Below are 21,961 nucleotides of genomic sequence, written 5' to 3' on the forward strand. Positions count from 1 at the left end.
TATACCCAATCCCTTTGGCAACTTCTAATGCTTCGGGTAACACTTCCGGTAAATAGGGAGCTAACCCGGTCAATGCCCTTGCACGGTAGTATTCATCCCTAATGGCTCTGGCAATTTCTAAAGCTTCGGGTAACAAACTTTCCGGTAAATAGGGAGCTAACCCGGTCAATACCTCTGCACGGTAGTCTTCATACCCAATCCCTCTGACAATTTCTAAGGCTGCGGGTAACAAACTTTCCGGTAAATGGGGCGCTAACCCGGTCAATGCCCTTGCACGGTCAGATTCATCCCCAATTGCTCTAGCAATTTCTAAGACTTCGGGTAACACTTCTGGTAAATGGGGAGCTAACCCGGTCAATGCCTCTGCACGGTATTCTTCAGACCCAATCCTTCTAGCAACTTCTAAGGCTTCGGGTAACACTTCAGGTAAATAGGGAGCTAACCCGGTCAATGCCTTTGCACGGTTGTATTCATCCCCAATGGCTCTGGCAACTTCTAAGACTTCGGATAATAAACTTTCCGGTAAATGGGGAGCTAACTCTGTCAATGCCCTTGCACGGTAATGTTCATTCCCAATCCCTCTGGCAATTTCTAAAGCTTCGGGTAACAAACTTTCCGGTAAATGGGGAGCTAACCCTGTCAATGCCTCTGCAAGCTTGTATTCATTCAATTGCCACACCAGTGAAATATCCTTCCCAATCCCTCTGACAACTGCTAAGGCTTCGGGTAACACTTCAGGGAAATGGGGAGCTAACCCTGTCAATGCTAATGCACGGTTGTATTCATTCTCAATCCCTCTGGCAACTTCTAAGGCTTCCGGTAACAAACTTTCCGGTAAATGGGGAGCTAACCCTGTCAATGCCTTTGCATCCCCAATCCTTCTGGCAACGGCTAAGGCTTCGAATAACAAACTTTCCGGTAAATGGGGAGCTAACCCTGTCAATGCTAATGCACGTAATGCACGGCCGGATTCAGACCAAATGGCTCTGTCAACGGCTAAGGCTTCGGGTAACACTGTAGGTACATAGAAAGCTAACCCTGTCAATGCTAATGCACGGTTGTATTCATCCCCAATAGCTCTGGCAACGGCTAAGGCTTCGTATAACAAACTTTCCGGTAAATGGGGGGCTAACCCTGTCAATGCCTCTGCACGGCGGGATTCATCCCTAATAGCTCTGGCAACGGCTAAGGCTTCGAATAACAAACTTTCCGGTAAATGGGGGGCTAACCCGGTCAATGCCTCTGCACGGCGGGATTCATCCCTAATAGCTCTGGCAATGGCGAAGGCTTCAGGTAAGATTTCTGGTAAATAGGGAGCTAACCCGATCAATGCCCATTCACGGTCGTGTTCAGACCCAAACCCTTTGGCAATTTCTAAGGCTTCGGGTAACAAAGTAGAAGTAAGATAGGGACTAATTGCTTTTAATCCTTCGGCTCTCCCAAAATCATCCTGATTTTGCCGTACATAAGCCAAACCCTGAGCAGGTGTCCAGATTTCATGTTTAATCAGTGCCGCAATTAATTCTGGTGGAATATTAGTCGCCAAACTATTAAGAGAAGTGGTGATTAAAGCATAACGAACCTGTAACCCAATAGACTTAGTAGGATTCTCAATAAAATGCTCCTCCGCCAGTTGCCACGCCCGTGAAACATCCTTAATAAAAATTGCCGTTTTCCCTTCCCTTTCACATTGACTATACCAACCATTATGACCTTCTGCGGTTTCTTCCCTCAGTAATAGATGAATCTGGGCTATCTGTCCCGCTTTTTCCAAATGCCAGAGCAATTGATTATAAATGTAGCCATCATCCTCTAAACTGTGCCAGTTTGATCCCCCTAAATCCCCCTTACTAAGGGGGACTTCCACCTCTTTTCCCCCCTTTTCAAGGGGGGTTAGGGGGGATCTCTCCTTTTCAAGGGGGACTTCCACCTCTTTTCCCCCCTTTTCAAGGGGGGTTAGGGGGGATCTCTTAATCTGTTTTTGATACCGTTGTAAAAGCTGTTGATGTGCCTCAGCCATTGATAACCCTAACCCCGGTAATTGATAATCCGTTTCAGGATGAGGAGACGCTAGGATCAGATTTCGGGCTAAATCATGTAACAAATCATGGACGCGATAACTCGTTAATAGTTCACTGGAAACCCCCGTTAATAATAAAGCCTTACCCCGTAAATATCTTAAAGTTTGTCTCGCTTCTCTAACCTGACAATCCCATAAAGTCGCCGCCATTTTTTCCGTAATGGTAACATCATCGGGTAACACCCCTAACCAGCTAAATTGTCTCAATCTTTGCCCATTTAATCGCTTTAAACTGAGATTAAAGCAAGCAATTAAACTATAATGTTTTCGTTTTTCTTCATTGGCAGTATCTCCAGCTTCCAAGCGATCTAAAATTTCTAAATGAGCGATTTCTGCCCGTAAATCTTCGATTAATTCAGCCCAAGGAATCCCATCTTCAATTTGTGCCGCCGTTAACTCCAAAGCTAAGGGTAAATAACCGACAATTTTGGCTAATATTTTGGCTTGTTTCTGATCTGCTAAATTTAATTCATGCTTTAAATAACCCGTTAATAAGGCTAAAGATTGGCTTTCCGTCATCACATCCAAATCATAACGAATTGCCCCTTTAACGGGAACTTCCCTAGTGGTTACTAATAATTTACAGTGATTTACTGCTACTCTAAAAGGATCAATATCTTCCACATTCCAGAGATCATCTACTACTAATAAAGTCTTTTTATCTGCCAATAAAGTCCTCAAGTGTAAGGATGCCGCATCAATACCCGTCGGCTTAAAATTATAATCTCCTAAAGCTTGAATCCAGCCATGAAGAAAGGATAAAATATCTGGTTGTTGTCCTAAAGTTGCCCAGAATATCCCATCAGGAAAAAAAGCTTGAACCTCTTTTTCTTGTGCTAATGCCGCCGCTAAAGTGGATTTACCAATCCCTCCTAATCCATAAATCGCACTAATAACTAAAGTTCCCGTTTTTTCCGTTATTTCTGACAATAAAAGTTTTTTTAACTCAATACTAACCTCTGGACGTTCGACAAAATAACTCGGTTTAGGAGGAGCTTGATTGCGATAGGAAGAAGATTTTAAAGAAGCGGATATAACGGGTTTAGGTTCAGGATCAATATCATGGTTTTCTAATATCTCACACCATTCGGGATTGTCATAAACTCTTGCCAAAGATTCAGCTTCTAAAGATGCTGGACGATCTCTAATTGGCTGTTTAGATTGTACCCCAATCACTAACCCATTACAAACAATTGCTGATCCCGATGTTCCCTGCCAAGGTGACTGATCTTCTGCTAATCTTTCTAATTGTTCATCTGTGGGTTGTATGTCTTGACTATCTTTAATATTTAATAACAAACGGTTATGAGGAACACGATTAGCCACATCAATAGTTCCCTCAATATGTAACCCTGTGGCGTATTTTATCTCATCTTCAGAATACCGTAAAAATAGAGGAAATCCCAAAAATTCAAATTCAACTTTTTGGGTGCTACTCGCATCAGGTAACAACCCAAAGTCTACAGGATCACAAGTTTCGATAGTTTCTGGTAATTCAACTAAAGCTATATCTATATTATCCGGTGCTTTCCAAATTACTTTAGCGTCTATATCCTGCTTATCAGAATAGTCTGATGCTGATCTAATTCGTACTTTACAGTCGTTACTATTATCAAATAGATGCCGACAAGTTAAGAGTAAACGTCCCCCAATTTGATAGGCAGTGCCGTATTTAGGGGCAACAATTTCTAAAGCGCGATCGGGTTGGAATTGGGGCATAACTTATCGGATTGATGTAACCTATTCTTCTGGGATGGCGATGGGTTACGCTTCGCTAACCCATCCTACAAATTAACTGCTTTGGGGGCAAGCATTGCGTCCCTAGGGGTATAAAATTCTAATCGGGAATATCATCACTTGCTGTCTTGATAGGTCCTCCATCTTTCCCAATGGGTTTAAGGGGAATTTTAATTCTATGGGTTATCGTATCTTTATTGGTGACACCCCCACCCATTTCTACTACCCAAAATTTCAGCCCACCTTTGCCTTCTTTCGACTGCTCAACCACAAATTGAACCTCTAATTCAATTTCACCCACTTCAAAGCGAATCTGCTCACCCTCAGAGGCTAAAATAGATTTACTCAGTTCAACCCGCAATGCTTCTAAGGTTTCTCGAAGTCCAACTTTATTGATGTCCATAATTCTCTAGTTATTTTTGAAGGATGCAGACAAAAACCCTTTCAATTCTATCGTTTTTCTGAAACTTTAGGGCGGACGGATTGCCTTTCCCAAATGACATAATAGCCCAACCCGATCGCTAAGGAAAGCGCGGGTTGGGAAAAGACATCGACCTAATATTATCTCAAGACTAAAATGACAAATTGAATTAGCATCGAGCTATTTTGCCAATACAAGGTGTCAAGATCAAACTAAGGGGCTAAACGTTGCCTTTGCCAAGTACCATCTTCTTGACGATAATAACAGAGACGATCGTGAAGACGACTGGGGCGACCTTGCCAGAACTCGATTAAACTAGGAATTAGGCGAAAACCGCCCCAATGAGGAGGACGGGGAACTTCACGACCCGCATATTCTTCTTTTAGTTCTGCAAGGCGTTTTTCGAGGATATCACGCCCCGAAATCACTTCACTTTGATTGGAGGCCCAGGCCCCTAAACGAGATTCCCAGGGACGGACAAAAAAGTAATTATCCGATTCCTCCTCGCTGATTTTTTCTACAGTTCCCTCAATCCTAATTTGCCGTTGCAATTCTCCCCACCAAAACACTAGGGCTGCATTGGGATTAGCGATTAATTCCTGTCCCTTGGCGCTGTGGTAGTTGGTAAAGAGAACAAAACCGCGAGGATCGAAGTCTTTTAAAAGTACCATGCGGGCCCGGGGTTTACCCTCCGGGGAAATAGTGGCTAAAGTCATAGCGTTGGGTTCCAATCTTCCCGAAGATACCGCCCGTTCTAGCCATTGTTTAAATACAATGAAAGGATCGGCAGATGTTTCTGACTCTAGCAATTCTTCAAGATTGTAGTCCAAGCGCAGGTCAGCGATCGATATGTCCATGGTTTTGCTTGCTAAATTTTATCCTTTGAGATCCTACAAGATTCTACAATCATGACTATCACCTCGGCCAGTGATGCGATCGCCTCTCTTTTAGAAATGGCGGAACAGGGAGAAATTGACCCCTGGGATGTGCAGGTTATCGATGTGATCGATCGCTTTTTGGCAGAATTGGGGTTATTAAATGATCTAGATTTAGCCATGGCCCAAGCTAATTTACCCCAATCGGGACAGGCTTTTTTATGGGCTTCTATGTTAGTTTTATTTAAGGCTGATACCCTAGAAAGATTGTCTTTTGACCAGCAAGAAGAAAGTCTGATTGATGAGGAAATTAGCGAGTTAGAACGGGAATTAAGAACTTTACCCCGTTATCTAGAAAATCATATTCGCCGTCGTACTGCTGCCCCACCACCGCGAAAAAGACGGGTAACTTTGCAGGAGTTAATCACTCAATTACAACAGATTGCCCTAGAGATTGAAGCTTTACCGAAACTGCCTGTAGTTGTCCCGAAACCCCGGCCCCAATCCCGACGGGAAGCGGTACAAATTATCACGGAATTGGCCCACCAAGAAAACCTGACGGAATTGGCAGCGGAACTGGACTTTTTTTTGCAGAGAAAGTTTTTTCAATTGGAGAAAAAGGAGATAGAGTTTGAGTATTTATTAGATTTATGGCAAGCAGAAAAGCCCTCTAGTCACTCGGCAACACAGGAAAAGGTGGCGATTTTTTGGGCTTTACTTTTACTGGCTTCTCAATCAAAAGTGGAATTAAAACAAGAGGATTTTTATCAGGATTTGAGTATTTCTTTAATTACTTCATCGGCGAACATCCCTTGCTAGTATATTTATACTACTAGGGCGCAGAATCTGCGCCCTAGATACCTTACTATCTTAGCGGGTTAAGGCCGCGCCTCTTTCGTACAAAGTGCGGGCATAATCGGTCCAAGTACCCTGGCCCCAATAACGGAAACAACTGGTTTGCACGAGCAAATTATAAAGCAGTGCCTCCAGATAATCGGGCCGTCGGGTGAAGCTAGGATCCGCCTGTACTAAAGGATCATATTTCTCGTGGAATTTAGCGCTTAATTGGTTCATCGGTTCGAGGACATTTTCGTAACCGCGCACCCAACTGAGATCATTGGTCCAAGATGCCCCATCCATGGTAAAACGGTGGTCGGACTGTTTTAACTCAGCGATCGCCTGTTCCACTGCTTCTGGGGTAGCGGCATCCGGATTAACTCGCTGCCAGATTTTATGCTGGTGTACGGCTTGAATTGGGGGATAATCTTGGGGATTAACGCCAGCGGCCTCGATTAACTCCAGATATTCCGTGCCGTTAAATCCTGCCACACTGGAACCCCCCTGCATTTCCCGCCAAGGATTGGGAAAATCGCGAGGAAATTCATTCATCATCACGCCACCATTTTCACCGTCGGCAATCTGGGAACCTAGGGAAGGAACCCAAACGCCGCCGATTTGCTGTTTACCGCGGCATTTGGCCTCGTGGTAGGGTTGCATTTGGGCGACTAATTTGGTGTCGGAACCCTGGGTTTTAATCAAAGCAGTAATCGCAATCACTTCACCCCGAGAATTGCGCGCCACCAAGCGATTAGGAATATATTTTTGTTCCTGACTCAATCCCGAACCGTCGAGATTTTCCACCGAGTGTTCCTGTACCAATAACCAACGATAGCCGCATTCTTTCAGGGCTTTAATATACTCGTAGAGGGTATCAGGATGGTTAGGAAGGTGCATTTCCGGGGGAGAGAACCCTTTGACTCGTTTCAGGGCATCGGGGCCAAAAATCGAGGCAAAATAGGTTTGCCATGCTTGCATCTGTAATTTTAGATCGGGAATCGGTGTGGAAGGAGCCACCGCATGACTCCACATCGTCCCCAACCATTCCACATAGGGTTGATATTGACTGTTACAGGTGATTAATTTGAGTTTATCGAGGATATCCTGCCGTCCCATCTGTACCAAACCCCAGAGGAGATTGCCGGAATAATCGAGCATAATCCGGGGATTACAGCCTTCCGCCACCAATTCCGGGATAAAATCGCCCATGCGACTGTAACACCAGGCAAAAACGCTGGCATTATGGTTATCACCATCCCCCTGATTCTCGAACATATGCTGGAGATTGCAGATTAATTCACCGTTAACACCCGCGGGGATGGTGGGTTGGTGCATATGCAAGGCACAGGCAAAACCAGCCTTAATATTGTCTAATTGGAGATTTGTTGTCGGTAAAAAGATCGGATCATCGTGATTAACAATCGCTGCGATTTCCTGTTCCCAACCGCAAATAGTCGGTAGTCCGGGGCGGATTTCCGTGATAGGGTTCGATTTCGATGATACGGGTGTAGCGATCATAATTTTTCAGGCGAATAGATTGAGATAGTTTGTCCCCACTCTCCCAGGGACAACTTTTTTTTACTGGCAACAGGTCACTCTTGACTGTTCACTGCTAACTGAGCTAAGAGCGCGAACTTTATCCTATCCCATTTATACTGAGAGTACCCCCTCTCCAGACACAAGCCTTCGTAACTCGTTAAAAATCAAGATGATTCTTTACTGAACTTAACCGATCCTCGCACTATGATCCAAACAACTATCCGCCCTTTTACCTGTAACTTTTAACCATGTTCTCGGCGACTACCGAAATTCTTGTTATCCTCTTCCTCATCCTCCTCAATGGAGTCTTTGCCCTCTCCGAAATTGCCATTGTCTCGGCGCGCAAAGTCCGTTTAGAACAATTAGCCAGAGATGATCGAAGGGCGGCGGTGGCCTTAAAATTGGCCAATGATCCCAATCAAATTTTATCGACGGTGCAGATTGGCATTACCCTAGTGGGAATCTTTGCCGGGGCCTACGGAGGAGCGAATTTATCGGTCAGTGTGGCGCAATTATTGGCGCAAGTTCCCGTTTTAGCCCCCTACAGTCAAGCTTTGGGATTAGGATTAGTGGTGTTAATTATTACCTATCTATCCCTAGTGGTGGGGGAATTAGTGCCGAAACGGTTAGGTTTAAGTAATCCTGAAAAAATCGCTATCCTCGTTGCTGATCCTCTCGATAAGCTATCGAAAATTGTTTCGCCCATTGTCCATCTTTTGAGTCAATCGACTAATCTGATTCTCGGTTTGTTGGGGATTAATACTAATAACAATGATTCCCCAATTACGGAAGAAGAATTGAAAATTATGCTTAAACAGGGAACCGCAGCGGGAACCTTTGAGGAAGCAGAACAGGATATGGTGGAAAGGGTGTTAGGATTGGGCGATCGCCGAGTAAGCCAGATTATGACCACGCGCCCAGATATTATTTGGCTAGATTTGGAAGATAGTGCCGAAATTAACCGCCAGAAGCTAATTGAGAGCAATCATAACCGTTTTCCTGTGTGTCAGGGCAGTTTAGATGAGGTTTTGGGGGTAATCGAAGTCACAGACTTATTGGCAGATTGTTTAACCGGTGAAAGTTTCGACCTGACGAAGGATTTACAACAGCCGCTTTTTGTGCCGGAAAGCACTAGGGGTTTAAAGGTGTTAGAATTGGTGCAGCAAAGTGGTCATCATATTGCCTTGGTAGTGGATGAGTACGGTGTGATTCAAGGATTGGTGACGCGCAAGGATATTTTAGAGGCAATTGTCGGCGATTTACCCCAATTAGATAATATTGAAGATGCTCAGATCGTGCAGCGGGAAGATGGTTCTTGGTTGATCGATGGGACAGTGGCGATCGAAGATTTTAAAGAATTATTTGAAATCAGTGAATTACCTGGGGAAAAACAGGGCAATTATCACACTTTAGGTGGTTTTATTATTACCCATCTTGGCAGGATTCCGGGAGCTGCCGATCATTTTGAATGGCAAAGGTTGCGCTTGGAAGTGGTGGATATGGACGGTAATCGCGTCGATAAGGTGTTAGTCACGCTCTTGTTGGATGATTTGTAAGTAATTGTTAGTAAACATCTAGATTTTTTCAAGCTTGTGAAGACCGATACAATTTTTTATCAACTCTTGCAAACCTTTCCGGGGTTAATTTTTGAATTACTGGGAGAGTCAACCCAGAAAGCTGAAAATTATCAATTCTCCTCCCGAGAAATCAAAGAATTAGCGCGTCGTTTTGACGGTATTTTTTTACCGACCACAGCAGCACCGGAACTAATTATTTACTTTGTTGAAGTGCAATTTCAGGATAAAAGTGATTTTTATTGGCGATTTTTAACAGAAATTGTCATCTATCTCAATCAGTATAAACCCGTTCAGGATTGGATAGCTGTAGCTTTATTTGCCTCCAGGGATATCGACAATAATTTTCCCTATCAACTACGGGGATTTGAGATAACGGGACAGATCAGACCTATTTATTTAGATGAATTAATCGATAATCCGGAGCCGTCTCTGGGTTTAGGAATTATTCAGTTAATTGTCGCTACACCCCAATTAGCACAGCAACGAGGAAAACCACTTTTAGAAAAAGCGATCGCTGAAATTGATGATCTAGTTTTCCAGCAAAAAGTTGTAGAATTAATTGAAAGAACCTTAGCCTATAAATTTACTAATCTTAGTCGTGCGGAGTTAGAAGCTATGTTCGGATTAGATGATCTCAGACAGACTCGACTTTATCAAGAAGCTAAACAAGAAGGTCGTGAAGAAGGTCGTGAAGAAGGTCGTGAAGAAGCTAAAACTGAAGCGATCGCTGGTTTACTAGCTTTAGGTTTAAGTATAGAACAGATTGCCACTGCTTTGCAATTAGAACTTACCAAAGTACAAGAGACAGCGGCCAAATTATCCCCCCCAAATTAGAAGGATAAATTATTAGGTTTCTCCCTGACTTTACCCTATTCATTCATATTACGATAGGTAGCCACTGCCGAGGGAGAAATGCGATTGAGATAACGGAAAATCCAATATTTTAAGACTGTATCCAAGATAACGGGAAAAGTGGCGATAAAGAGAAAATTAAACTCGCGATTTTCCGGTAAACCGAAATGACGACTTAACCCTTCTAGGATCACTTCCCAACCGTGGGGAGAGTGGAAACCGACAAATATATCGGTAAAGAGAATAATTAAAAAAGCTTTAGCTGAATCGCTAAGATTATAGAGAATGCCATCCAGAAAAGACTTGACAATCTCGATTTCCCGACGACTAAAAGCGATAACAAAACCAAAGGCAATCAGGGAACAAATATCGGCGAAAATATTAGCGATCGCATTTAAACCTCGTTGGCGAAATTCTTCACTTAGTACCGCCGCTTTTTTAGTAATTTCTCCCTCGATTTCTTCGTTAGATAATTTGGGTGCTAAACCAATCATACCTCGAAAATGTAAAGCTTCCTCAAATCTTCTCAATTCCGAAAAAGCTTCTTCTTCTAGATCCTGATTGATAAAAATAAACTGTTCCTGTTGTTGGAAATATTTATTAACCAAGGGGGTGATCAGGAAAGTTTTGGTTAATTGCTGGGTTAATAAAGGAACAATAATTAACAGTAAAATAAACTTGAGAGAAATGGCTGTTTTATAACGAGAATTGCGAAATCTTTTTAAAACTGCCTCCTCCGATTCCTCCGCTTGGGGATCGATTTCCTGCTTAATGCGATTAAAAGTATTGACAAAAGAACGGGGTAAAACTCCCGGTTTTTCCGTAGCTTTTTGGGATTTATTACTTTTGATCATTTCCTCATCTTCAAGACTACCCGCCGCTAAAAAAGAGCGATTTCTGGAAGTCTTATTTTTGTCTGTTTCCTGCTCAAAATTTCTGTTCTGGAGACTTTTGGGACCATCTTGAATATCTTCTTGCCAATAATTACCTTGATATTTTCCGATAACACTATCGATAAACTGAAGTTTTTTCAGACAAACATCTGTGGTGACAGTAATCACCCCATTATTAATTGTCGGTTGATTTGGTCCGAAGGTATTAACGATCGAGCGACTAGCTTTAAACTCCGTCAATCTGACTTTAATTTTTTGCAGATAACCTTTAACTTCTGCGATAAAATAGGAATTAGTGGTACTGCCATAATTCGAGAACTCCGCTGCCACTTTTCGCCCTTGAAAATGCTTGTCTTCTATCTCCTTAATCTTCAAAGCTGCATGATACGCCTCATCTAAAGAACGTTCAGGAGTTTGTAATAACCATTGATTAACACCTTGCAAAATCCGATTAAGATTCATAGGAAACAATTACTTCCACAAGGGAGAAAAGCTAGAGTACCGATCAGTCATCTTAACAAATACAATCCAGAAAAAACGATGTCAATCATACCAATTTGGATCGAAGGTGGGACTCGATCGGGAAAAACCACCGCTTTAGTCGGGGAATTTCGGCGCTGGGTGTCTCGCGATCGACCGAAATCATCGCCCCTTTCCCGATCGATCTTAGTTTTCGCTGCCAACGATGATAACAAACGAGAATTAGCCGATCGATTAGCCATTGCTGTTAGGGGTAGCTATCCGATTCTCTGCAAAACCCCTTTAGGTTTTCTCACCGATGAAGTCATCCTGTTTTGGCCGTTAATTTTCGAGTTTTTGGAGCTAAAAGCGCAATTTCCCCGCCGATTACGCCCAGAAACGGAACAGGAACTCGCCACCCGTCTCTGGCAACCAGCGATCGCTGAATTCTTCCAGCCTACTAGCATAAATGAATATCGTTTTGTCCGTCAAGTTCTCGATTTGTTACAATTAGCCGGCGCTAGTGGTGTTCCCGCAGAAAAGATACCCGAAAGATTAGCCGACGGATTATCAGAAACAGATTTAAAACGAGTTTTAGCGATTAATGAGCAGGAAACACCAGAAAAAGTGGGAGAATTAATCATTCAATGGCGTGATTGGTCTCTAGAACGTGGTTTATTAAGTTATGGTATCATCTACGAACTCTATTGGCGCTATTTATTTCCTGATAGTCGTTATCAGCAGCAACTATTAAAACGCTTCCGGGGAGTTTTTGCGGACGATGTGGACGATTATCCGGCTATTGCCAAGGATTTACTCAGTTTTTTCCTCGATCATGATTGTTTTAGCGTTTTTACCTACAATCCCCAGGGAAAAATTCGCTTAGGATTAACTGCCGATCCCGATTATCTACAAAAATTAGCGGCACGCTGTCAAATTATGCCATTATCTACCACCGACGGGTTAGCTGCTCAGTTTAGCGAGACGGTTCTCTCCTTAATCAGCGACGGTAACTATCTTGGCAATCTTCCCGATCAATTCATCTCCCTGCAAACCACCTCTCGCGCCGAATTGTTACGGAAGACAGCCACAGCTATTATTCAAGCAGTCAAGCAAGGAGCAGTAAAACCCGAAGAAATCGCCGTTATTGCCCCCGGTTTAGACGAAATCGCCCGTTATAGCCTGATGGAAATTTTAACCGGTGCCGGGATACCCGTTCAACCCCTCAACGAACAACGACCCCTGATCAGTTGTCCTCTGATTCGGGCATTATTGACCCTTCTCGCCCTTGTTTACGCAAATTTGGGGCGTTTAGCCCCCCAAGAGGCCATAGCGGAAATGCTGGTGATTTTTAGCCGTTATCGCTGGGATGAAGAAGAGAATTTAATTCCCGATATCGATCCAATCCGCGCCGGATTAATTGCCGATCATTGTTATCAAGTGCATCCGGAAAATCCTCGTTTATTAGCGATCGAAACTTTTCCCCGTTGGGATCGCTTAGGACAAAAAGCTTGTACTGCCTACGAAAGAATTTGTCACTGGATCGAAGGGATGAAAAAACGGCAGCAGGAAGCGAAACTTTTCCCGATTTTTGTCTTAAATCAAGCGATCGAACAATTATTAAACGATGGGGAAAATTTGCCCTTCGATCACTTGGCAGCTTTACGAGAATTAATGGAAACTGCCCAACATTTTTGGGAGATTGATCGCCGTTTGCGTGAGAGTGAACCCTCTTTTCAAAGTCCCAGCGAAACTATTAGTCAGTTTATCCAACTTTTGCGCCGTGGTACAATTACTGCTAATCCCTATCCCGTGCGACAATTTATTAAATCTTCCTCAGCAGTCACCCTAGGCAATATCTTTCAATATCGTTCTTTTCGTTCTAGTCATCGTTGGCATTTTTGGCTAGATTGTTCCTCCCCACTCTGGGAACAAGGAGGTGCTGCTACTCTTTTTGCAGCGCCGATTTTTTGGCGAGAAAGTCCCTATCAACGCTGGACAACAGAAGCAGAATTAGAGGAAAATCAGGCACGTTTACAGAGAGTTTTAAGGGATTTATTGGCAAGGGTAAGCGAAAAAGTTATCCTCTGTCACAGTGATTTAGGAGTATCGGGAACCGATCAAACAGGACAACTTTTATCCTTAGTACAAGCGGCAAAAGAATATGATTAAGGACTAGAACAAAATTAACTTCTTGGTTAGGAGATGCAAAAGGCAATAGGCAATAGGCAAAAGGGGAAATAAATAATCAGTTTTTAATAACTAGATTTAGTATAAGGCCTTTTGGGGTTGTAAATTAAAAACTACCAACTCCGAACCACAAAAGGGTTCTATCCAGCGTTCACAGTTTTGCTGATCCGCTAAACTTTTGATTAATGATACCAGTTGATTTTTGATACCTTGACATTTAATCGTGGGAACAATGACGGTTGTTTTCATGAAAAACTAATAGAGAATTAAATGAATAAACTGGGGGAAACATTGAAAATCTCTCCTAAAATTTTCCCTTGAGCTTTACTAATCGATCGCTTGCCATTAACAATTTCTGAAACCACACCCTTAGAACCAATTTTACCAACTAAATCAGCTTGTTTCATGTTGTTAGCTGACATTAAGTGTAATAATACTTCCTGCGGTGAAGCTGGTTCGGGTTGAGGTTGTCTGGCATCAAAATCCTTAATAATTGTCGCCATTAATTTAACCATCGCGGTTTCTTCTGGTAGTCGATCCTGTTTACTAATTAGATTAAGCAGAAGATGACGAGCTTGCTCATATTCTTCCTCATTTTCAATAATCTTGGGTTGAAATTTAGTCAACAGTTGATTATAAATATTTTGGTCAAGTGCTAGGGTCATTTTTTTTAGGGGTCAGTTTGATGAGTTTTTGTTTTTTTTATCGAGGGTAATTACCCTCGATAATTAGATTTAATTAATCCTCTAATAGCTAAAATTTGTACTTATCATATTCGGCATGAGTAAGGATAGTTTCGTAAAAAAACAACTGTAAAGAATAATCAATGGTAGTAATTAACCGATAGGAATTGCCTTTGATATTAAAAACCGTTTTTCCTTTAACATAATCTGTGGCACGATAGGTTTGCTTAACTTGTTCAATATTACTCCATTCTGCTGATTCAACTGTTCTAATCCAACTTTCAATCGCACGCTCGGTATCACCATGTTTTACTGCCTCCTTTCTTAGAGCATTTGTACAAATTAGTTACATTCAGACCTCATTGGGGTTAACTCATCTATGTTCTCATTTTGAGAACTATTTTATCAAGCCACAAGGATTCATGTACACATTTCTTGACTTTTTTTGACAAAATCGCCTGTAGACAAGTGAGTAGAAGTATTCCACTTTATTGATTCTGTAGGATAGATTTTGAACAAATCTCTAATTTTGTTAAGCTAACTTAAACCAGCGATTTTAACCAACCGTACCAAGCATCTAAACCTTCTCCAGTGGTAGCGGAAACTTGAAAAACTTTCAGATTGGGATTAACTTGATAGGCGTAATCTAAACAGCGATCGAGGTTAAAATTAACGTAGGGCAGTAGGTCTATTTTTGTCAAGATCATGACTTGAGAAGCGTGGAACATATAGGGATATTTAATCGGTTTATCTTCTCCTTCGGTGACGGAAAGAATGACGACTTTGGCATTTTCTCCCAAATCAAATAAAGCAGGACAAACTAGATTACCAACATTTTCGATCATCACTAAAGAATTCATCGGTGGATCGAGTTCGATTAATCCTCTCTCTACCATTGATGCTTCTAAATGACAACCTGTTCCGGTATTAATTTGGATAACCTGACAACCGGTTTCACTAATTTTTTGGGCATCATTAGCTGTTGCTTGATCTCCCTCAATGACACTGATAGGAATAGCGGTTTTTAAATCGGCAATTGTGCGAGTTAAAAGGGTAGTTTTTCCAGAACCGGGGGAAGAAACCAGATTAAGGGCAACAGTTTTTCTCCCCTTCAACCAGCCGCGATTTTGTGCCGCTAACAGATTATTTTTTGCCAGCAGATTTTGCTCAACTTGGAGAATGCTACCATGAATTTGAGCGTGAATTTCCGCGGGATGATGGGGATGCTCATGCTCGTGATCGTGATGGCTATGACTAATAACAGTACCATCGGCTAAAATATGTTCATGGGTTCCCGTTTGCGGATTAGTTACCGTCACTTCCGAGTTATCAGAACAACCACAGGTTACACACATAAGGATTCTGTCTCCAACGATTTGAGATTTAATTCTTGACCCTGTAAAATGACTATATTGCGACTACCACATCGATCGCAGATTCCGTAGGGATATTCTAGTTCTAGCTCATTTCCGCAATCTTGGCACTGTCCTAAACCGGAAATTTCCAGAATCTCTAACATTGCCCCCTCTATATTAGTACCTTGACAACAGGTATCAAAACAAAAAGCGATCGATTCTGGCATAATTGCCGTTAGTTTACCAATCTCTAACACCACGCGCCTAACTTTCATTCCTCGCGAGTGTTCTAAAGCAAGTTCAATAATATTTTGGGTAATTCCTAGTTCGTGCATTTTCAGTTATCAGTTATCAGTTATCAGTTATCAGGGAACAGGGAATAGGGAATAGGGAACAGGGAACAGGGAAATTTCAACTAAAACCCCAAAACCCCAAAACCCCAAAACCCCAAAACCCCAAAACTCCAACTATCTGTTTTTTTAGTTTTCACTTTTTCCTTTAAAACTGTCTCCTGTCTAATTAACATATTCTCGGTAATTGTTCACCGACTAACATATCGAGAATCCTTTTAGTGCCGAAAGCGGTTTTTAAGTAAACTAAATTGGGGGGAGAAGCGACGACTTCCCCGATACAAGCGGCATTTTTGCCGTCAGGATGGGAACGCATCACTGCTAAAACGCGATTTTCCGCCTCTGGTGGCACGACAAGGACTAATTTCCCCTCATTTGCTAGATAAAGCGGTTCTAAACCCAATAATTCGCACATTCCTCGCACTTCTTCCCGGATGGGGATCGCCGTTTCCTGCACCTGTATTCCCACCCCTGAACTTTGGGCGAATTCGTTTAAAACCGTGGCTAATCCGCCTCTAGTGGCATCCCGCATCGCTTTAACTTCCGGGCAAACTGCCAGAATTGCAGAAATTAAAGAATTCAGTGCTTGACAATCGCTTTCAATTGTGCATTGCAGGTCTAATTCGCCCCGGGCAATCAGAATGGCGGCACCGTGATCCCCCAGAAAACCGTTAATCAAAATGCGATCACCAACTTGTAAATTATTGGCACTGGAATGGATTCGGGCCGGAATTACCCCCACTCCAGAGGTATTAATAAATATTTGATCCCCTTGTCCCCTGGGAACGACTTTTGTATCCCCGGTGACGATTTTTACCGCTGCTTTGTCGGCGGCTATTTTCATGCTGGTAACGATGGTTTTTAGGGTGTCGATAGATAAACCTTCTTCGAGGATAAAACTACAACTGAGATAGAGAGGAATTGCCCCACCGACAGCCAAATCATTAACGGTTCCATTGACTGCTAAACTGCCAATATCACCCCCCGGAAAGAATAGGGGAGAAACCACATAGGAATCGGTGGTAAATGCCAAGCGATCGCCTATTTTAGCCAAATCTTTAATCTCAAATCGGGCTTGATCTTCAAGGGGTGCCAGTAAGTTATTATCGAAGTTATTAACGAATATCTCGTTAATTAAATCCCGCATTGCTCTGCCACCGCTGCCATGGGAGAGAGTGATATTTGTGTCGGTAATTTTTGTTTTTTTAAATTTTAAAGAAGCTGAAGGAGTGCTAGTCATAGGTGAGGTAGGAAGTTTTCGTTTTGGGGAGTCGGTGGTCGATAGCAAATTAGGTTAAACTTTATCTTGATCAGAAACGCTGTCATAGCTTACTGCTAGATTATCTTAATGGGTTTCTGGTATTTCTCGCACTTTTTCTACAGTTAAGTCCAAGGCTTGAGCAATTTGTTCTACCGTTAAACCTAAAGCCAATAAACGCGGCACAGATTCTAGTTTACCTTCCAGTTTACCTTCCAGTTTACCTTCCAGTTTACCTTCCAGTTTACCTTCCAGTTTACCTTCCAGTTTACCTTCCAGTTTACCTTCTTCTCGAACGTCTTGAAAATAACGGGTTTGTTTCAGTTCATCTAAACTAAACATGGCTTCTATCTCCCGGCGACTTAGACGTGGTAATTTATAAATAAGGATCGTTTCTATTAATTGTAGGAAGTTTTGCGGTTGGGTAAATTCAGTTCGCACTCGTTCAATAAGTTGTTTGGCTGTTGCCACTGCTTGATTTTCTTTAGCAATAATTAATTTTATGGTGGCAATACCCAGGGAATCTTGATTAATATCATCTAGTTCATCTAAATAGATTCGCGTCACTCTCCCAGATGTCAATAAGTCTTGATAACGTACAATCTTATCTGATTCTACCCGACGATGGGGATAAATGACCACCCCGCGCCAATCATTGTTAAAAGCAGTTTTACTGAGATATAAGAAGATTTCAGCAAAGAAACGGCCATAAAAATTCTGATCATCTTGAAATTGCACCTCGCAGAAATAAATAGGAATGCTAGGATCGGTAATATTGGGCAAAAATACGCCATCAATACGAAAAGCTAGTTGCTTGATTTCGACGGAATCAAAGCGGTAATTCTCGGCTTCTCCGGGGGAAAGGTTGATTAATTCAAAGAAAATTGACGGATAAGATTGAAAAAGATCATAAAAAATACTGTCGGTTTTCATGCCCGGACTTGTGGTGTAAACTATGCAAAAATATAGAGATAGAGAGTTTTCCTACTAATTAGCCTGATTATAGCAGTTATCTTTGCCAAAACAAATGCTAAAAGCTGGTCTGCAAAAAGCTAATAGCTAAAATAACTGACAACCGATCGAGTCTAAACATCTCCCCCATGTCAGGGCGCTATAGCTGACAATGAGTCGCTATAATAGAATTCGCCGATCGCTAACTTCTCCCTCGGTAAAATTTCTATGACTGGAAGACTGAACAAGCTACAACAAGATTTAAAGAACATAGAAACGGAAGTGGCAAATTTAGCCGAAAGAATGCGAGAAAAATACCGAATTTATCTTGATTTACTCGGTGAATCTCTCTATAAACAGGCGATCGGGGCAGTGTATTATATCTGTACCCGTTACTATGGGGGGGAATTTCTGGCCCTCTCCCACAGCAATCGTCAGAAACTACAAGAGGAGATCAAAGCTCTAGGACAAGAGACTAAAGCCAGTTTACAGCAATTGGGCGAGCAGAGCTTCGATCGAGGGGCATTTTCAGGGGTAGGATTGCCAAAAAGTCCAGCAGAGACAGTTAACACCCCAGATTTCTGGAAACTTTTTCTAGACAAACGGGAAAATCTAGCCGCAACTGGAGAGATTAATAACCCCGATATTTTACTTTATTGTTGTCGAGTGCTGGAAAAAAACTGTATCGAGATTCTCAATCATCTCTCTAAACAAATTAATCAGCAACTACAAAAAGCTTATATTCTTCCCCCTCATCTACCCAGTCAAATTATCGATATGGCAATTCAAGCGGGAGAAGAAGGACAATCCCTAGGTGGAGGAAATAATATGTTAAACATTCTAGTGGAAGCTAAAAACCCTGAACCAGAGGAAGAAAAAGATGAAGATGAAGATGAAGATGAAGATGAAGATGATGGGGATGAGCATGATTTTTCAAGTGGCAAAGTCACTAAAGTAACGGCGATTCATCTACGAATGGCTGAACTCGAATTTGCTGATACGCGCTTAAGTGTCGAAAGAAATCAAATTCGCTCCCTTTGGGAACAATTAAATCGTCTAGGGGAACAATATCATCGTATTCGCAAAGAATATACTATCGCTCAAGCGGAAGCGGCATGGCGCAGTAGTTGGTACGATTAATCAGTTATAATCAAACAGGGGTATCAGGGAAGCATAATACCGGGAAATTTGGAGTCAAGAGACAATTATGAAAGGGGAAATACCCGACTGGGTGAGATTACAAAAAGCCTTATCTGTAGAAGCGGAAAAAGGTTATCCCGATCTTCAGGGAAATCAGTACCGTTTTAGCGAGTTTTTCTGTCTTAGTTTCGGGGATAATCCTCCCGTGGGAATTTCCACCAGTGAGAGAAATCGCTGGCGAGAATTTGCCCAAAAATTTGCCCAATATTCCCAGTTTAATCCCAGACAAAGACAACAATTAGTCACCGAAACTCGCAATTTTTTGCAACAATTACGGCAAACTTTAGAAGCAACCCCCACCCCAAAAGAACCAGCTGTGGCGAAAATTATTAATACCACTCCCATCACGGCCAAGGCTAATTCTCCACGGCAAGTTACCCTCGAACAACCCTTGAAATATCTAGCGGAAGTGGGAGAGAGAAAAGCTGGTCTTTTAGAAAAATTAAACCTCCACAAAGTTGAAGATTTATTATATTATTATCCCCGGGATCATATTGATTACAGTCGTCAAGTCAATATCGCTAATTTAACCGAGGGGGAAACGGTAACTTTAGTGGGGAATGTCAAGCGCTGTAATTGTTTTACTAGCCCCAAAAATACCAAGTTAGCTATCTTTGAATTGCTCTTACAGGATCGCACTGGACAGATAAAATTAAACCGTTTTTATGCGGGAACTCGCTATACTAATCGTGCTTGGCAAGAAGGACAAAAAAAACTCTATCCCGTCGGTTCGGTGGTGGCGGTTAGTGGTTTAGTCAAAGCGGGTAAATATGGGTTAACTTTAGAAAATCCTGAATTTGAATTATTAGACAGTTCTGGGGCAAGTATTGAGTCCTTAAAAATCGGGCGTATTCTGCCGGTTTATCCCCTCACCGATGGAGTACCCGCCGACCTAATTAGAAAGGCTGTAGTCGCCGCTTTTGGGGCAGTAGAGGCGATAAAAGATCCCTTGCCTTTCGGTCTAAGAAAACAATACGGATTAATCGATTTAAAAACGGCAATTACTAACATTCATTTCCCTAATAATGCCGAGATTCTAAGTCAAGCGCGACGGCGATTAGTCTTTGATGAATTCTTCTTTTTACAATTGGGTTTTCTGCGGCGGCGGCAACAGTATCGTCAGACACAGAAAAGTGCTGTTTTTAGTGCTAAGGGTCAACTAATTGATCGATTTAATCAGATAATTCCCTTTCAATTAACTAATGCTCAAAAACGAGTTATTGAAGAAATTTTAGAGGATTTAGATTCTAGCACCCCGATGAATCGTCTTGTGCAGGGGGATGTGGGTTCTGGCAAAACAATTGTCGGAGTTTATGCTATTTTAGCGGCCCTACAATCTGGTTATCAAGCGGCATTAATGGCTCCCACGGAAGTTTTAGCAGAACAACATTATCGTAAGTTAGTTAGCTGGTTTAATCTCTTACATTTACCCGTAGAATTATTAACTGGTTCCACAAAAACTGCTAAACGGCGAGAAATTCACGCCCAATTAGAGACAGGAGAATTACCACTTTTAGTGGGAACTCATGCCCTAATTCAAGATGCAATTAATTTCCGCAAATTAGGTTTAGTTGTTATTGATGAACAGCATCGCTTTGGGGTACAACAAAGGGCAAGATTATTAAGCAAAGGAGAGTCTCCCCACGTTTTAACCATGACAGCAACACCGATTCCCCGTACTTTAGCTTTAACCCTGCATGGGGATTTGGATGTGAGTCAAATTGACGAATTACCCCCCGGCAGACAACCGATTCAAACCACCGCTTTAAATGGGAATCAAAGAAGGGCTGCCTATGATTTAATTCGGCGTGAAATTGCCCAAGGCAGACAAGCTTATGTGATTTTTCCCTTGATTGAAGAATCGGAAAAATTAGATGTTAGAGCTGCGGTGGAAGAATATCAAAATTTATCAGAAAAGATTTTTCCTAATTTTAATATCGGTTTACTCCATGGTCGCATGAGTTCCGCCGAAAAAGAGGAAATCTTAACAGCTTTTCGCGATAATATTCTGCAAATTATTGTCTCAACTACGGTTATCGAAGTGGGGGTGGATGTTCCCAATGCCACGGTGATGTTAATTGAAAATGCCGAACGTTTTGGTCTTTCACAATTGCATCAATTAAGGGGGCGCGTGGGCAGAGGTTCCCATCAATCCTATTGTTTACTTTTAAGTGGCAGTAATAGTGCTAATTCCCGTCAAAGATTGACGGTTTTGGAACAATCCCAAGATGGCTTTTTTATCTCGGAAATGGATATGCGATTTCGCGGTCCGGGGGAAGTTTTAGGACAACGACAATCGGGTTTACCAGATTTTGCCCTCGCTAGTTTAGTCGAGGATCAAGAGGTGTTAGTTTTGGCAAGAGATGCCGCCGAAAAAATTATGTTAGATGATCCCCATTTAATCACTTTGCCCAATTTGAAACAAGCCTTAGAAGCTAAATATCAACGGATGTTGGGAGCGGATATTTTAACTTGATTTAGATGTTCAGTGATCAGTAAACAGTAATACTAAATCCAGTTATTAAAAACTGATTATTTATTCTCCGTTTTGCATAGCCCATACTCAACGGATTTACTATTACTTCCGATTTTATCACTCAATCCAAGCCTTTGGGGGGTTCTACCCCCCAAACCCCCCGTTGGGGGCGTGGCGCCGCCCCCAAACCCCCCGCGCATTAGTTTTTCGGTGGGATGCTTACACGCA

At 42.2% G+C, this 21,961-nt stretch carries 18 protein-coding genes; 6 read left to right on the forward strand and 12 right to left on the reverse strand.

Annotation, left to right across the window (positions count from 1 at the left end; all coding sequences use genetic code 11):
• The 3 genes from IM477_RS10635 to pdxH form a co-directional block, all read right to left on the reverse strand.
• Window positions 1-3,799: NB-ARC domain-containing protein (locus IM477_RS10635; protein WP_287731671.1), on the reverse strand; the 3,799-nt coding region annotated here is incomplete at its 3' end.
• A gap of 118 nt (window positions 3,800-3,917) precedes the next feature.
• A complete protein-coding gene (locus IM477_RS10640) occupies window positions 3,918-4,220 on the reverse strand; it encodes a trypco2 family protein (RefSeq protein ID WP_046660507.1) in 303 nt (100 codons plus the stop codon).
• Window positions 4,221-4,450: 230 nt separating this feature from the next.
• Window positions 4,451-5,095 carry a pyridoxamine 5'-phosphate oxidase gene (gene pdxH, locus IM477_RS10645; protein WP_287731672.1) on the reverse strand — a complete coding sequence of 215 codons (645 nt, stop codon included), beginning with the start codon at window positions 5,093-5,095 and terminating at the stop codon, window positions 4,451-4,453.
• 51 nt (window positions 5,096-5,146) lie between these two features.
• On the opposite strand from pdxH, the gene IM477_RS10650 reads away from it, so the two are divergent.
• Window positions 5,147-5,932: a segregation/condensation protein A gene (locus IM477_RS10650; protein WP_287731673.1), complete on the forward strand. Its 786-nt coding sequence runs from the start codon at window positions 5,147-5,149 to the stop codon at window positions 5,930-5,932.
• A 51-nt stretch (window positions 5,933-5,983) separates the two neighbouring features.
• Here the strand turns inward: IM477_RS10650 and IM477_RS10655 are convergent, their stop codons facing one another.
• Window positions 5,984-7,468 (reverse strand): polysaccharide deacetylase family protein, encoded by a 1,485-nt coding sequence (locus IM477_RS10655; protein ID WP_287731674.1) that lies wholly within the window; start codon window positions 7,466-7,468, stop codon window positions 5,984-5,986.
• Between the two features lie 269 nt (window positions 7,469-7,737).
• Here IM477_RS10655 and IM477_RS10660 point away from each other — a divergent pair, with 269 nt between their 5' ends.
• Window positions 7,738-9,045 (forward strand): hemolysin family protein, encoded by a 1,308-nt coding sequence (locus tag IM477_RS10660; protein ID WP_147069490.1) that lies wholly within the window; start codon window positions 7,738-7,740, stop codon window positions 9,043-9,045.
• A gap of 36 nt (window positions 9,046-9,081) precedes the next feature.
• Window positions 9,082-9,900 carry an Rpn family recombination-promoting nuclease/putative transposase gene (locus IM477_RS10665; protein ID WP_287731675.1) on the forward strand — a complete coding sequence of 273 codons (819 nt, stop codon included), beginning with the start codon at window positions 9,082-9,084 and terminating at the stop codon, window positions 9,898-9,900.
• Window positions 9,901-9,935: 35 nt separating this feature from the next.
• Here IM477_RS10665 and IM477_RS10670 read toward each other — a convergent pair whose 3' ends face one another.
• Window positions 9,936-11,273, reverse strand: a complete 1,338-nt coding sequence (locus tag IM477_RS10670; protein WP_287731676.1) for a proton extrusion protein PcxA — start codon at window positions 11,271-11,273, stop codon at window positions 9,936-9,938.
• A 78-nt stretch (window positions 11,274-11,351) separates the two neighbouring features.
• Here IM477_RS10670 and IM477_RS10675 point away from each other — a divergent pair, with 78 nt between their 5' ends.
• Entirely contained in the window at window positions 11,352-13,442 is a 2,091-nt protein-coding gene (locus IM477_RS10675; RefSeq protein WP_287731677.1) for a PD-(D/E)XK nuclease family protein, read from the forward strand.
• Window positions 13,443-13,538: 96 nt separating this feature from the next.
• On the opposite strand, the gene IM477_RS10680 is transcribed toward IM477_RS10675, so the two are convergent.
• The 7 genes from IM477_RS10680 to IM477_RS10710 all read right to left on the reverse strand — a co-directional run bounded on the left by IM477_RS10680 (window position 13,539) and on the right by IM477_RS10710 (window position 18,039).
• Complete coding sequence (locus IM477_RS10680) at window positions 13,539-13,709, reverse strand: DNA adenine methylase (RefSeq protein ID WP_287731678.1); 171 nt, start codon at window positions 13,707-13,709, stop codon at window positions 13,539-13,541.
• Window positions 13,710-13,726: 17 nt separating this feature from the next.
• A complete protein-coding gene (locus tag IM477_RS10685) occupies window positions 13,727-14,125 on the reverse strand; it encodes a helix-turn-helix domain-containing protein (RefSeq protein ID WP_287731679.1) in 399 nt (132 codons plus the stop codon).
• An 88-nt stretch (window positions 14,126-14,213) separates the two neighbouring features.
• Window positions 14,214-14,486: a type II toxin-antitoxin system HigB family toxin gene (locus tag IM477_RS10690; protein ID WP_353845540.1), complete on the reverse strand. Its 273-nt coding sequence runs from the start codon at window positions 14,484-14,486 to the stop codon at window positions 14,214-14,216.
• A gap of 199 nt (window positions 14,487-14,685) precedes the next feature.
• Window positions 14,686-15,498 carry a hydrogenase nickel incorporation protein HypB gene (hypB, locus tag IM477_RS10695; protein ID WP_287731680.1) on the reverse strand — a complete coding sequence of 271 codons (813 nt, stop codon included), beginning with the start codon at window positions 15,496-15,498 and terminating at the stop codon, window positions 14,686-14,688.
• The gene (locus tag IM477_RS10700; RefSeq protein WP_287629434.1) at window positions 15,489-15,833 is read right to left on the reverse strand and encodes a hydrogenase maturation nickel metallochaperone HypA/HybF; all 345 of its coding nucleotides are present in this window, start codon (window positions 15,831-15,833) and stop codon (window positions 15,489-15,491) included. Before IM477_RS10700 ends, hypB begins: the two co-directional genes overlap by 10 nt.
• Window positions 15,834-16,017: 184 nt before the next feature.
• Window positions 16,018-17,088 (reverse strand): hydrogenase expression/formation protein HypE, encoded by a 1,071-nt coding sequence (gene hypE, locus IM477_RS10705; protein ID WP_287731681.1) that lies wholly within the window; start codon window positions 17,086-17,088, stop codon window positions 16,018-16,020.
• A 105-nt stretch (window positions 17,089-17,193) separates the two neighbouring features.
• Complete coding sequence (locus tag IM477_RS10710) at window positions 17,194-18,039, reverse strand: Rpn family recombination-promoting nuclease/putative transposase (RefSeq protein ID WP_287731682.1); 846 nt, start codon at window positions 18,037-18,039, stop codon at window positions 17,194-17,196.
• Between the two features lie 246 nt (window positions 18,040-18,285).
• Between IM477_RS10710 and IM477_RS10715 the strand changes: the two genes are divergently transcribed.
• Both IM477_RS10715 and recG read left to right on the forward strand, forming a co-directional pair.
• Complete coding sequence (locus IM477_RS10715; RefSeq protein ID WP_287731683.1) at window positions 18,286-19,197, forward strand: hypothetical protein; 912 nt, start codon at window positions 18,286-18,288, stop codon at window positions 19,195-19,197.
• A 67-nt stretch (window positions 19,198-19,264) separates the two neighbouring features.
• Window positions 19,265-21,733 carry an ATP-dependent DNA helicase RecG gene (recG, locus tag IM477_RS10720; protein ID WP_287731684.1) on the forward strand — a complete coding sequence of 823 codons (2,469 nt, stop codon included), beginning with the start codon at window positions 19,265-19,267 and terminating at the stop codon, window positions 21,731-21,733.
• Window positions 21,734-21,961 lie beyond the last annotated feature (228 nt).

The organism is Microcystis sp. M090S1, from assembly GCF_020246295.1.
In the GTDB taxonomy this organism is placed as follows: domain Bacteria; phylum Cyanobacteriota; class Cyanobacteriia; order Cyanobacteriales; family Microcystaceae; genus Microcystis; species Microcystis aeruginosa.

Bases quoted from the DNA above. Each gene is read 5' to 3' on its own strand.
- IM477_RS10640 (WP_046660507.1), bottom strand. From the start codon at position 4,220: ATGGACATCAATAAAGTTGGACTTCGAGAAACCTTAGAAGCATTGCGG.
- pdxH (WP_287731672.1), bottom strand. From the start codon at position 5,095: ATGGACATATCGATCGCTGACCTGCGCTTGGACTACAATCTTGAAGAA.
- IM477_RS10650 (WP_287731673.1), top strand. From the start codon at position 5,147: ATGACTATCACCTCGGCCAGTGATGCGATCGCCTCTCTTTTAGAAATG.
- IM477_RS10655 (WP_287731674.1), bottom strand. From the start codon at position 7,468: ATGATCGCTACACCCGTATCATCGAAATCGAACCCTATCACGGAAATC.
- IM477_RS10660 (WP_147069490.1), top strand. From the start codon at position 7,738: ATGTTCTCGGCGACTACCGAAATTCTTGTTATCCTCTTCCTCATCCTC.
- IM477_RS10670 (WP_287731676.1), bottom strand. From the start codon at position 11,273: ATGAATCTTAATCGGATTTTGCAAGGTGTTAATCAATGGTTATTACAA.
- IM477_RS10675 (WP_287731677.1), top strand. From the start codon at position 11,352: ATGTCAATCATACCAATTTGGATCGAAGGTGGGACTCGATCGGGAAAA.
- IM477_RS10680 (WP_287731678.1), bottom strand. From the start codon at position 13,709: ATGAAAACAACCGTCATTGTTCCCACGATTAAATGTCAAGGTATCAAA.
- IM477_RS10685 (WP_287731679.1), bottom strand. From the start codon at position 14,125: ATGACCCTAGCACTTGACCAAAATATTTATAATCAACTGTTGACTAAA.
- hypB (WP_287731680.1), bottom strand. From the start codon at position 15,498: ATGTGTGTAACCTGTGGTTGTTCTGATAACTCGGAAGTGACGGTAACT.
- IM477_RS10700 (WP_287629434.1), bottom strand. From the start codon at position 15,833: ATGCACGAACTAGGAATTACCCAAAATATTATTGAACTTGCTTTAGAA.
- hypE (WP_287731681.1), bottom strand. From the start codon at position 17,088: ATGACTAGCACTCCTTCAGCTTCTTTAAAATTTAAAAAAACAAAAATT.
- IM477_RS10710 (WP_287731682.1), bottom strand. From the start codon at position 18,039: ATGAAAACCGACAGTATTTTTTATGATCTTTTTCAATCTTATCCGTCA.
- IM477_RS10715 (WP_287731683.1), top strand. From the start codon at position 18,286: ATGACTGGAAGACTGAACAAGCTACAACAAGATTTAAAGAACATAGAA.
- recG (WP_287731684.1), top strand. From the start codon at position 19,265: ATGAAAGGGGAAATACCCGACTGGGTGAGATTACAAAAAGCCTTATCT.